Here is a 12,908-nt window from a genome sequence, read left to right as displayed (position 1 = left end):
ATCTATGAATAAAGTGTTTTTAGCTAAGTATCTGTTGATAAATATTCTGGTATCGATAATCGGTATCGCAACTATTCAGGCAGAAATTTCTGAAGAAGAACCACTTTATTTTAGTCATTATACCAATGAGGATGGATTGCCCTCAACTTATGTAAAAAGCATTGTTCAAGATGCTGATGGATTTATATGGGCGGCAACCCGCATGTCGGTAGTTCGGTTCGATGGAAAGACTTTTCGTGATTTCCCGAGTTATAACCATAATCACGAATTGGTTCAGATGTATTGTAATAAGTTGTTCTTCACAAAAGACTCAATGCTTATTTGTAGAACCAATGATGAAGAATACTTTTATTACGATGATAATCTGGAATGCTTCTATCCCTATGATTTACTGACATCGCTAGGTACAACAACTTCTGTTACTCCATCCAATAATGGATTTTGGATCTGTAAGAATAATACCATCTATTTTGTTGATAAATCAAACGGCAATAAAACGGATATTCTGTCAAAACTAGAAATCCAAAACATAGATAGAAAAACGGTTTTTCATGATCTGGTTGAAAATGATCAATGGCTTGTTTTTTCAACCACCTCAGGCATTATCTATTCTTATAATAAATCAACACTAAAAATAAACGAACTTTTATTACCACAGGTATTTAATGTTGAGGATTATGATTTAAGATTTATTGATAGCCACAATAACCTGTGGATCTCTACTTCAACATCTGGAATTGCGAATTTAAACCTTGTAAATAAACATTACAGTCATTATACAACCAACCGCAATGATGCCTACCGCTTACCCCATAACCTTGTTCATGCCTTTTCTGAAGATCAACTAGGAAGAGTTTGGCTTGGAACAGAAGCCGGTTTAGCCATTTATTATCCAACATCGGACAAACTGAGGTTAATAAAGAGTAGACTATCAAATCCCCAAGGGCTAAACACCGACCCTATTTACGATGCTTTTTGTGATATGGAAGGAAATATGTGGCTGGGCTCTTATTTTGGCGGAATTAACTTTTGGAGTGGTGAACAAAAATTCTTCAGAACATGGACTCCTGGTTTTAGAAAGTGGCAGATTAATGGTCGTGTAGTGAGTTGTTTTGAGGAAGATTTGGATGGTAATTTATGGATAGGGTTTGAAGATAAAGGTTTAAATAAATTAGATGTTGAGACCGGTAAAATGGTGCACTATTCATCAGAATCAGGCCAAAAAGGTTTATCCTACGATAACCTTCATGATTTACTTTTTGTAAACGACGATGAATTATGGATTGCCACCTATACCGGAAGTATTAATGTTTTAAATACCCAAACAAACACTTTCAGCTACTACCATCGCAATGATGAGGATGAGACTCTTTCTGATGTTATTTATCAATTTAAAAAAGTAGGTGATACCATTTATATTGCCACTTCTGAAGGGATTACCTATTATAATATCAAACAAAAAGAGTTTATTGCTCTCAGACCAGATTTACTAAGATCCATTCAGTTTGAAAGTATAGCAAGTACCAATGATGGAATTCTATGGTTCTCCTCCGCAAGTAAGATATATCAATATAATCCGGAAAAAGATTCGTTATATACTTTTGATCAGATCCCGGATTACACAAACATCAATTTTGTCAAAACAGATTCTAAAGGCAGATTATGGATAGGAGATTGCTACGATGGATTATGCATGTATAACCCCATGAATGGCACTATTCAAAAATTCAATAAATCAAATCATTTTCCTGCTTCATGGATTTTTAGTTTAGAAGAAGGGTTAAACGGTTGGTTTTGGGTAAGTACAGATAAAGGATTAATTCATTTTTCACCCGAACAAGAGATATTTACACTTATTGATAGTAATTCGGGTATACCTTTCAATCAGTTTAATTATCGGGCTTCGTTTACAGATAGTAACGGTAATATTTACTTTGGCGGAAATAGTGGTATGGTATCGTTTAACGAAGAAATTGATATTCCTAAAAAGCAGCATCTACCCATTGCCTTAACCGATATTCAACTGTTTAACGAATCACTTCAACCTGGTTGTAAAGTACTCAATCAATCCATTAATAAATTAGATAAACTTAGATTAAAACATAACCAAAACGTATTTACTATTGAGTTCTCAGCTTTTAGTTATTCAACCGGCGGAAGATGCCAGTACAAGTACTATTTAGAAGGTTTAGAAACAGACTGGAACAATGTGGGTAATCGAAATTTTGCTACTTACACTAATATTAGTCCCGGAACCTATACTTTACACATAAAGGCTGTTTATAACGAAAGACAAATAGATATTGAAGAGCGGCAACTACTTATTGAAGTACTACCTCCTTTTTGGTTGACAGGCTGGGCATATGCAATTTATGTATTTATTGTACTCATTATCTTTTTGGTTGTATTCCGTGTTGGTAAAAACATCGAAAAATCAAAAGCCCTGGCTCAAATGGAGCATCGCGAAAAGGTGCATGCCGAAGAAATCAATCGCGTAAAGCTCGAATTCTTCACCAACATATCGCATGAGCTTAAAACACCTCTTACGCTTATTTTAGGCCCCTTGAGTAAAATTATGAGTGAAGAGCAAATAACACCAGCTTTCAGGAAGAGATTACTTGGTATTGAACGCAATGCTAATCGACTGTTCCAACTTATTAACCAACTTTTGGAGTTTAGAAAAATTGAAACAGGTAAAGAAAAACTGGAAGTGTCCCCTACTAGTTTAGAAGAATTAATAAATGATGTAACCTATTCTTTCAACAGCATTGCCGAAACAAAAGGTATTGAACTCTCTACGCACTTAACCTCAACAAATGAAGTTGTTTGGATTGACAAAAACAAAATGGATAAAATCTTTTGTAATCTTCTTTCCAATGCATTCAAATTCACTCCTGAAGGTGGACTGATAGAGTTTTCGCTCAAAACAAAAAAAAGAAAAGGGAAGCATGTACCAGAGCTATATGATTTGATTATCAAGGTTTCTGATTCAGGTAAAGGAATTGAACCTGAACTACTAAATAAAGTATTCGATCGTTTCTTCCAAATCGAAGATGAATCCAAGAATGAAGGCGGATCGGGTATTGGATTAGCCTATGTAAAAAGTCTGGTGCAATTGCATAAAGGTAAAATTTCAGTAGACAGTGAGATCGGAAGTGGAACTAAGTTTAAGATTGTTATCCCTGTCAGTCGTGATGATTACAATAATAAAGAAATATCAACCATAGCTAACTCCCCCCAATCACAATATATAATTGAAGAAGAAGTCGAGTCAAATTTCACTAAAGCCGATTTGATTAATGTCGATGCTCTATCATCCAAGCCATCTGTTTTGGTAGTAGAGGATAATGTGGAACTGGTTCAATTTATGAAAGAGAATCTGGAAGCAAAGTATAACGTAATAACAGCTTTTAACGGTAAAGAGGCACTTGATACTTTAGAAAAAGATCGCCCCGATTTGATTATCAGCGATATTATGATGCCCGTAATGGATGGCATTGAATTGACTAAAAACCTAAAGAAGGATATTAATTATTCACATATTCCATTGATATTGCTTACAGCCAAAGATAGCGTTGAGGATAAACTTCATGGACTAAATTGTGGCGCTGATTATTATATGGCTAAGCCTTTTTATCCGGCCATTCTTGAAAAATATGTTGAAAACATCATTAATACTCGTAAGCTTTTAATTGATAAATTTAAAAGCGATGAAGATGTTAAAGCTGAGGACATCGCCTGTTCCGAATCAGATAAACAATTCATCGAAAAACTAACCGAAATTGTAAAGCAAAACATCAGCAATCCTGATATGGATGTGAGTTTCATAATGAAACAAATGGGTGTAAGCCGATCACTTCTTCATCTAAAACTGAAAGGATTATTGGGATGTTCAAGTACAGAGTTTATCAGGGCTATCAGATTAAAAGAGGCGGTAAAACTAATTTCCAGTGGTAAATGCAATTTTTCTGAAGCAGCCTACGAAACTGGGTTTTCAAGTCCAACTTATTTCACCCGTCGATTCCGCGAATTCTATGGCAAATCACCACGTGAGTACTTTGGAAAGTGATTTAACTTAAAAAAACAGAAGTGCCCTATTGCTTTACTCGGCCAAAGGTTTTCTAACATGAATATTGAAAGTTCAGTTGTTTTATGTGTAGTAATGAACATTTATGCTGGTTTTATAAACATTACTACTAAACGCTCGAGCGTGTTTTAGCTTTCTTTATGTTGGAATAAACTGTACTAATAAAACCAGCATGAATAGAATTTCTAAAATACTATCCGGCCTCCTTTCTTCTGCATTACTTGTTTCTTGTATCAACAACAATATAAGTGATGTTGAAAAAATAACTTATTTCCCATCCGAGATATGGAAGGTGGAAAAAGGGAATGATTTTTCGGATAGCCTGGCTCAACTTAGCCGATATCGAATGAAAGAAACTGCTAACCTGGCAATTTTATGGGAGAAGGCATTTGGTGAAGATCCGTCAACTACAAGCGATGAGAAATATCGATTTCAGATGCATGATTTGATGGAAGAAAGTGAAAAGATGTTTGTGTTTTATCGCGATAGCTTACAATTCATAGAAAAAGGACAATCTCTAACCGATAGTATTCGAATGCTGATTTTTGCCTATCACAACGATGATGGTACGGTTTATGGCGGAGGTGAAAAAGACTCAATTGGTATTATGTGGCTATCGCCCAACCGCATTCAACAAAAACCATATGCAGCCATGGCTCATGAGATGGGACATGCTTTTCAGTATCAGGTTGCGGCCGACGGTAATGATGGTTTCGATCCGGGATCTATCTATGAAATGACTTCGCAATACATGCTTTTTCAATTTTATCCGAACTGGATGCAGCTGGAAACCTATCATTTTGATAACTTTATGAAGAATACACATAAAGCATTTTTGCATGAAGATAATATGTACTGCTCCCCTTATGTTTTGGAGTACTGGTCGAATAAATACGGAAGAGAGTTTATTGGCAAGCTTTGGAGAAATGCAAAAAAGGGAGAAGATCCGGTAATGACTTATAAACGCATTCAGGAAATGGATCAAGAAGCCTTCAATAATGAAATAGCTGATGCATATCTGAAATTTATGACCTGGGACATGGATCGTATTAGAACAATTGCGAGTGAATTTGCCAATAAACATACCTCCCAATTGATCGAAAAGAAGAATGGCTGGTATCAAATATCAGAAGAGAATTGTCCTCAAAACTATGGGTATAATGGCATACGGTTAAATGTTCCTAGCACAGAAACAGAAATATCAATGGAGTTTAAAGGACTAACTGATGCAGATGGCTACAATAATATTCAATCAGATAAAGCCGGATGGAAATATGGTTTTATTGCTGAACTAAAAAATAATGAGCGTATTTATAGTCCAATCTTCTCTAATAACACAGATACTGTTACATTTACAGTTCCAGATAATACAGCTAATCTTTGGTTGATGGTTTGCGGAGCTCCAACAGAGCATTGGATTCATGAAATGGATTTTAAACCAGAAAATGATGAGCAATGGCCCTATCAAATTCGCCTATCTGGAACAAGTATCTTTAATGAACAACAAACTATTAATTAAAACATAAATGAAAATTAAGCTTCTTTTTGCAGTGTTATTCGCACTCTCTGCGAACATGCTTTCACAGGTTGCCACCGTTTCATCACCCGATGAATCTATAAAAGTAAATGTAAAAATTACCGATCGTATATATTACGATTTAGTGGTTGATGGAGTTGAAACCATGTGGTATTCTCCTATCTCAATGACGACTGACAAAGGTATTTTAGGTCACAATCCTACTCTTCTAAAACAATCTACCACATCAGAAGACAAAACCATTAAAACGGTTTGGGGTATTCGCTCCGAAGTGAAAGATCAATATAATGAGTTGACCCTTGATTTTAAAGGCGGCTACTCGCTTATTTTCAGAATGTACAACGATGGAATTGCTTATCGATTTAAAACATCGCTGAAAGGAGATTTAATTGTGTATGACGAAGAAGTGGAATACCGTTTCTGGGAAAATCATAAGATGCTAAGTCATGTTGTTGATTCGTATACAACCTCTTTTGAAAAGCTTTATACCCGTCAGACATTAAGAGAAGTTACACCGGATAATCTGATCAGTTTGCCAAGTGCTATTATAGCTGATAATATTAGGCTAACTGTTCTGGAATCAGATCTTTTCAATTATCCGGGAATGTACCTTTCCAAGTCAATCAATCATGCACATCGTTCTTATTTAACAGCAAAATTTGCCAAATACCCAACCGAATGGGTTCAGAACAATTTCCGCTTAAAAATTACTGAACGTGCCAACTACATTGCCAAAACAACAGGAACACGAGTTTTCCCCTGGAGAGCAATTTCCATTGCCAGATCGGACATTGAAATGGCCGACTCCGATCTAGTGTACAAATTGGCTCGTCCTTCACAGATTGATGCCAGTTGGGTGAAACCAGGTAAAGTAGCCTGGGATTGGTGGAATGCATTAAATCTTCAGGGAGTTGATTTTGAAACCGGTATTAACGATAAAACATATGAATACTTCATTGATTTTGCGGCTCGCAACAATATCGAGTATGTAATAATGGATGAAGGCTGGTCCGATCAGTTTGATGTTCTGCTTCCTACACCTATGATTGATATGGAACATCTTACTCAATATGCGAAGGACAAAGGTGTTAAATTAATATTATGGGCTGTTTGGCACACTATTGATAAACAATACAAAGAAGCTTTTGAACTCTTTGAAAGATGGGGAATAGCAGGAGTTAAAATTGATTTTATCGATCGCGATGATCAAATTGCCATTGAGTTCTACGAACGTATGGTAAAAGAAGCCGCCAAACATCATTTATTAATCGATTATCATGGATGCAGCAAACCAACCGGAATGCATCGTACCTATCCAAACCTGATCAATTATGAAGGGGTTCATGGTGGCGAATACAACAAATTCAATAATGAGCAAACACCTTCACATAATGTTGATTTGGTTTTTACACGTATGATGGCCGGGCCAATTGATTATACCCCCGGAGCAATGAGTAATTCAACGCAAGGTGATTACCATGTGAGTTATTATAATCCCAAAAGTATGGGAACAAGATGCCACCAATTGGGTATGTTTGTTGCCTATTATGCACCTCTACAGATGTTATGCGACGCTCCAACGGCTTATGAGAAATACCCCGATATTCTGCAATTTCTGAGTGAAGTTCCAACCACATGGGATGAAACAAAAGCCATTGAAGGCGAAGTAGGTGAATATGTTGTAATAGCTCGTAAAAAAGGTGAAGATTGGTATATAGGTGGTTTAAATAACTGGACAGAACGTGAAGTTAAAATAAATCTTTCCCAGATACTAGATGAGGATAATTACAAAGCTTCTTTACTAATTGACGGAGTAAATGCTAACAGAAATGCCGAAGATTATCAATCTATTCAAAAGAATGCAACAAATAAAGATGTACTAACGGTAACCATGAAAAAAGGTGGTGGATTTGTCATTAGATTAACTAAATAGGAATAGTTGAATTACAAAAAGCAGTTACTTAATGAAGTAGCTGCTTTTTTTTGCCCAATAATCCTACATGCAAATGCATGTTCTGTAATCATCGTCTCAAATCCATTTAATTGGGAAGATAAACTCTTGTAACCTCTGTGAAGTGAGAAATTTATAATTTATATATTTGATCAGCTGATATCCATTTTCTATGTTACAATCTCTGCAAATTCATAAAAAGCACCGCTCATTACTACTAATCATTCTATTAGTTATTATTAATGTAAACTCATTTGCACAAGAGATTAATTTAAGAGAAATACCCTCATTAGATAAATTACCCGTTAATGCTATTCACCGTATTTATCAGGATAGTGATGGATATATGTGGTACGGAACATTCAACGGTTTATGCAGATATGATGGATATAACATTAAAACAATCCGTTCGGACTTTAAGCACCCCAACTTACTGGCCGACAACTACATTACTTATATTATTGAGGATCATGAAAAACATATATGGTTTGGAACTTTAAAAGGAGCTTATATTCTTGATAAGTCAACCTTCCATATCACCCCGGTTAATCTGGAAGGCATCACCGATAAAAACGTATTCACCATAAATGTTACAAAAGATGGCTCTATATGGATTAGTGTAAAAGGAGCTTTACTGCAGTTTAAATCCGACGGAACATTAATCAGGAAGCATATCATTGAGTATAACAACCAACCCGATTTTGTTTATTTAGTATATGAAGATAAAGCCGGAGATTTACTAATCTCGATACCTCCCGGTGGACTCTATAAATTCAATAAAGAAAAAGACTCTTTCGAACCATACTTTCCTCATCCGCAATACAAATATATTGAAAGAATAATATGGTATGAGACACACAACTGTTACTGGCTGGGAACATGGGGACATGGAATTATTCGTTTTGACCCAACAAACCAAAATCAACCATATACACCTCAACCATTACCTGTTGATATACTTGGAAATCCAACAGGCAACCTATTCCATATGGTGCAGGATGATGTATTAAACTATCTATGGGTGACGACTCAGAAGAATCTTTTTGCTTTCCGTATCAAAGAAGATGGAAATCTGGAACAAGTAGACACCTCTCCTTTTCTTCCCGCAGAGAATAAAATACTATATGAAATAATCAAAGATAAAGAAGGTAAACTTTGGGTTTCAGCATTTGACAATAAGAGCTTTATAGTTGATATCCGAAAACATATAACTAAGGAGTACCCCCTTACTGCCTTACGTCAACAAATTATGGCAAATCCATCGGTTACCGCCTTATGTTTTGACAAAAAAGATATGCTTTGGTTCTCACAAGAACGTTATGGTCTTTGCACTTACGACCTAAAAGAAAATAAAATTAAACACTATCAACAATGTGAAGACACGAAGAACCTTCCTTTCTGGGATGTAATAGCATTTAATCAATCTAAAACCTCAAACAGGGTTTGGACAATTGCAATGAATGAAACCATCTATGGTTTGCGTCAAGAAAATATGGATATAAAAGTTGATATTAAAATCCAGCTTCATGATGCAATTGAAAATGCAGGAAGGCCAACTACTCTTTATGAAGATTCCAAAAACAACCTCTGGATAGGCACCTCTAACAGTCTATTTAAATATCATATCCCTTCAAAGAAATTAAGCATTGTATCAAAGGATCTGGGGTATATTTCCGGGATTTCACAAACCAGTGAAGAAAATATTTGGGTAGCCATTAAAAATAAAGGGATATGTCATGTCAACTCAGAAATACAAACCAAAATATATCCTGCTTCCAAAGATTTTGTTTGCATCGATGCAACCAGTGATGGAATACTCTGGATTGGCACTGCTCAAGGTGAAATTCTGAAATTTAATTCTGAGAATGGAAATATAGAAGACTATAGCATACCTTGCGGAATGAAAGGTGATATCATTAACAACATTGTAGTTGATGAATATAACCACCTTTGGATAATAACGAATCAGCTTATTAAAGAATACAACCCCAATAACTCGGCTTATCGAGTATTTAATACGCGAAACCCTGATTTTTTATTAGACCGTTTACTCCCCAAGGCGGTATTCTACAATCAAAGAGAAAAGATCTTTTTTGGAGGTATTTCAGGTATTGTTTCTATTTCTCCTTCACAACAATTGGAAGGAATACCGGAACATGTAATAACATATATTACCGACGTTAAAGTAATGGATAAAAGCATTTTGAACGATACTACAAAAACAAAATTTACGAATAATGGCATCGTTATTGATCCACAAGATCAGAATATTGAAATTGCTTTTTCCTCTCTTGACTTTCATAATTTGGAACAAGTTCGTTATGCATATCGGCTGAAGGGTATAGACAATGAATGGGTAATTCTGAACGAAGGAAAAAATACTGCTTTTTATAACAAGCTGCCAAAAGGCACTTATACATTTCAGGTAAAAGCTACCGACAAACATGGATTATGGAGTAATGAGATAACAGAACTAACCATTATTCGCCTTCCGTTTTGGTACGAATCGAGCTGGGCATATCTAATATATATCTTTCTAGCAACTGCAATATTGGGTTATATCATTTATATAAATCGTAAACGAATTGAACTTCAAAGTAGAAAAAAGTGGGCAGATAGCGCTGAGCTAGTTAAAATGCACCAATATCTGGAACAAAATAAGAATCAGCAATCACATGAATTTAAAGAACTGGATCAGATGTTGATTGACAAAGCTACTAAAGCTGTATTGGAGCATTTGGGCGACTCCAAATTCAATGTTGAAACTTTGGCAGAATCTATGAATATGTCACGCTCTACTTTATCAAGAAAAATAAAACTGATCACCGGAAAAACTGCCTTTGATTTTATAAAACAAATTAAAATGCATCAGGCTTGTCAATTACTGGAAAGTAAAACAGCTACCATTAACGATGTAATGATTGCTTTAGGATATAATGACTACAAAAGTTTCACCAATTCTTTCAAAAGCATCTATGGAGTTTCTCCCAGTGAATACCAGAAAAACGCAAAATCATAATTCCATTCACTCAATTTCGTTAGTTTTTTTCTTCAAATGATTGGTTTTTTTAGTCAATCTGACTAAGATTAAAACACCCCATATAGTTGATTTATATACCAAATCAATACTATTTACAAATTCCTTCTTTTGTTGTAAATATGCTTAAAGAGCAAAGTTAAGGGTTCTCATGCATTTGATTTTTTGTACTGATACATATAGAAACAGAAAAATAAAACTACGTAATTATGAAAAGGAATTTATTACAGGCATCAGTCTCTTGTAGCCGACTTCCAAATAAAAGAGAATATCTATTCTTTTTTATCTGGAGTTTAATCTTTAGTCTATCATCATGCAGTAATGGGGAAACAGAGCATACAAAAATTAAGCTGACCGAAAAACCAGTAAAGATCTCATCCGTTAAAAACATATCCGGATTTTTCGGAGACAGAATGAAAGTAAACCGTGATCAATACCTCAAGAATTTCCCGATAGACAAATACGTTGATTTTATTGTAAAACGAGAACATACAGAATGGAACTGGACAAAGGCTGAACAACATGGAAAATGGTTAGAGTCGGCTTATTTATCTGCCATTCAGGCTGAAGACCAGCAATTATTAGCAAAAGCACAGACTATCTTAGATCGCATTATTGACTCACAGGAAGAAAGTGGGTATGTTGGTGCCACATCAAAATCATTTCGCACACCCGAAAGACCTGTAAGAGGTATGGATCCTTATGAGTTGTATTTTGTATTTCATGCATTTATAACTGTTTATGAAGAAACAGGCAATGAAAAAGCTTTGGTGGCTGTTGAGAAATTAGCCGACTATTTTCTGGAATATTTTGGTCCTGATAAATTGGGATTCTGGCCATCTGATCTAAGATATCCCCAAAACAAACACAAGAAACTAGCGGGCACCTCACAATCAGCCGGTCATAGTGTACATTATTCATGGGAAGGAACATTACTTGCAGATCCTGTTGCTCGTTTGTATGAACTTACCGGAAAAGAAAAATACCTGGATTGGAGTAAATGGGTAGTAAGCAACATTGACAAATGGAGTGGTTGGGATTCTTTTTCAAGATTGGACTCTGTGGCCGATGGCAAATTGGGCGTAGGTGAACTTCAACCTTATGTGCACTCTCACGCCTTCCATATGAACTTCATGGGCTTTTTAAGACTTTATCTCATTACAGGAGACACTACTTTGCTTCGAAAAGTAAAAGGTGCATGGGATGACATCAGAGAAAGACAAATGTATATAACAGGTGGGGTAAGTGTTGCAGAACACTACGAACTTGGATATGTAAAACCGCTGTCAGGTAATATTGTGGAAACATGTGCAACCATGTCATGGATGCAACTAACTCAAATGTTACTTGAAATAACCGGCGATGTAAAATATGCTGATGCCATTGAACGTTTAATGATTAACCACGTATTTGCTGCACAAGATATTGATGAGGGACTTTGCAGGTATCATACGGCTCCGAATGGAACTAAGCCAGCAGGCTTCTTCCATGGCCCTGATTGCTGTACTGCCAGTGGTCATAGAATTATCTCGCTCATTCCAACATTTGCTTATGCCGAAAATGGATCGGCATTCTTTATCAACCAGTATCTGGAATCGGAATATGAAGGTAAAGATCTACAGTTTACAATAGAAACCAAATATCCCGAATCTGAGAATATTAAATTGACAATTACAACTGAAAAACCAGTAAAAAAGGATTTACTTCTTAGGATCCCTTCGTGGTGTAAACATCCAATAGTTAAAGTTAAAGGAAAAGAGATTAATGACATAAAGCCGGGTTCATACCTTACACTTTCAAATAAGTGGATGAAGCACGATGTTATTGATATAACATTCCCAATGGAAGAAAAATGGATTAAAAGAGAAAACCATAGCGAATACTCTATGTACTATTTACCTGGTGGTGAACATATGTACAAAGAAACAGCAACAGACAGAATTCCATCCGCTTTTACCCGTGGACCGTTAGTTTACGCAGTTGATATGGTTTGGAATCCTCAATTAGAAGAGGATAATATCAACTTAGAAAATGATTTGAGAATAAACACATCTGAACATCCAACAATGGAAAGTAAACCTGATAACAAAATGCTGGGCCCTGTATATGAAGCAAAAGCAACTTATAAAGGTAAAGATGTAAAAGTAAATTTAACTCCATTTGCCAACATAGGCCAGTGGTACAGAAAAGACGGTCCTAAACCTGATAAGCACTCGAAAGCATACTCTTATGGAATTTGGTTGTATGATACTTCTTTTAATAAATAGGTTTTGATGGGAGTAAAATAGGACAGCTA

The 12,908-nt window shown here is 35.7% G+C and carries 5 protein-coding genes; all 5 read left to right on the top strand.

Annotated elements, in window-relative coordinates; all coding sequences use genetic code 11:
- Positions 1-4: 4 nt before the first annotated feature.
- The 5 genes from KEM10_RS14920 (at position 5) to KEM10_RS14900 (ending at position 12,879) form a co-directional block, all read left to right on the top strand.
- Entirely contained in the window at positions 5-4,069 is a 4,065-nt protein-coding gene (locus KEM10_RS14920; RefSeq protein WP_212216827.1) for a hybrid sensor histidine kinase/response regulator transcription factor, read from the top strand.
- A gap of 190 nt (positions 4,070-4,259) precedes the next feature.
- Positions 4,260-5,606: a DUF6055 domain-containing protein gene (locus KEM10_RS14915; RefSeq protein ID WP_212216826.1), complete on the top strand. Its 1,347-nt coding sequence runs from the start codon at positions 4,260-4,262 to the stop codon at positions 5,604-5,606.
- Between the two features lie 7 nt (positions 5,607-5,613).
- Positions 5,614-7,557, top strand: coding sequence for a glycoside hydrolase family 97 protein (locus tag KEM10_RS14910; RefSeq protein ID WP_212216825.1), 1,944 nt, complete (start codon positions 5,614-5,616; stop codon positions 7,555-7,557).
- Between the two features lie 190 nt (positions 7,558-7,747).
- Complete coding sequence (locus tag KEM10_RS14905) at positions 7,748-10,594, top strand: two-component regulator propeller domain-containing protein (protein ID WP_212216824.1); 2,847 nt, start codon at positions 7,748-7,750, stop codon at positions 10,592-10,594.
- Positions 10,595-10,821: 227 nt separating this feature from the next.
- The gene (locus KEM10_RS14900) at positions 10,822-12,879 is read left to right on the top strand and encodes a beta-L-arabinofuranosidase domain-containing protein (RefSeq protein WP_212216823.1); all 2,058 of its coding nucleotides are present in this window, start codon (positions 10,822-10,824) and stop codon (positions 12,877-12,879) included.
- Positions 12,880-12,908: the final 29 nt, after the last annotated feature.

The sequence above is a fragment of the Carboxylicivirga linearis genome (assembly GCF_018271995.1).
Lineage (GTDB): Bacteria > Bacteroidota > Bacteroidia > Bacteroidales > Marinilabiliaceae > Carboxylicivirga > Carboxylicivirga linearis.
The sequence above is the reverse complement of the archived record's forward strand: the minus strand, read 5'-3'. Positions and strand labels throughout refer to the sequence as shown.

Bases quoted from the DNA above. Each gene is read 5' to 3' on its own strand.
- KEM10_RS14915 (WP_212216826.1), top strand. From the start codon at position 4,260: ATGAATAGAATTTCTAAAATACTATCCGGCCTCCTTTCTTCTGCATTA.
- KEM10_RS14900 (WP_212216823.1), top strand. From the start codon at position 10,822: ATGAAAAGGAATTTATTACAGGCATCAGTCTCTTGTAGCCGACTTCCA.
- KEM10_RS14905 (WP_212216824.1), top strand. From the start codon at position 7,748: ATGTTACAATCTCTGCAAATTCATAAAAAGCACCGCTCATTACTACTA.
- KEM10_RS14910 (WP_212216825.1), top strand. From the start codon at position 5,614: ATGAAAATTAAGCTTCTTTTTGCAGTGTTATTCGCACTCTCTGCGAAC.
- KEM10_RS14920 (WP_212216827.1), top strand. From the start codon at position 5: ATGAATAAAGTGTTTTTAGCTAAGTATCTGTTGATAAATATTCTGGTA.